The sequence below is a fragment of the Corallococcus praedator genome (assembly GCF_003612125.1).
GTDB classification, from domain to species: domain Bacteria; phylum Myxococcota; class Myxococcia; order Myxococcales; family Myxococcaceae; genus Corallococcus; species Corallococcus praedator.
Genome location: NZ_RAWI01000944.1, coordinates 1 through 464 on the forward strand (window position 1 = coordinate 1; position 464 = coordinate 464).

General features: G+C 76.1%; 1 protein-coding gene. It reads right to left on the reverse strand.

Going from position 1 to position 464, the window contains the following annotated elements; translation table 11 throughout:
• A partial coding sequence (locus D7Y13_RS42515; RefSeq protein WP_279637200.1) for a four-carbon acid sugar kinase family protein occupies positions 1–450 on the reverse strand: 450 nt, incomplete at its 3' end.
• Positions 451–464: the final 14 nt, after the last annotated feature.

Sequence of the window (464 nt, forward strand, 5' to 3'; positions counted from 1 at the left end):
CACCGGGGCGGCGGGCGCCGGCCCGAACAGCGCTGCCGCATCGAGGTCGATCACCGGCCAGCCCCGCGCCTCGGCCCAGGCGATCTGCCGCGCGGTGACGGCCGAGGCCGAGCCCGACACCACCGCGACCTGGTTCACCGGCGTCGGGACCGGCGCGACCACGGCCGGGCCGATCCACCCCTGGTCGCGGAAATGCACCAGCAGCGCCATCTCGACGCCCTGCGAGCCCAGAGCGAAGCGCCGGGCCCAGAGCAGCTCGCCAACCGCCGCGAGATCGTCCTCGCCTGTGCAGTCGAGCGTCACGCCGCGCGCCCCCGCATCCGCCAGCCGGCCATGGCCTTCGGGGCCAAGGTGCGGCCGCATCAGCGCCGCGAGCGGGAGCGCCGTCTGCGCCGAGAGGTGGCGCACTACGTCGGCCTCGCCCATCGGCGTCACTGGGTGACGCGCCATGACCGGGTGGCGGT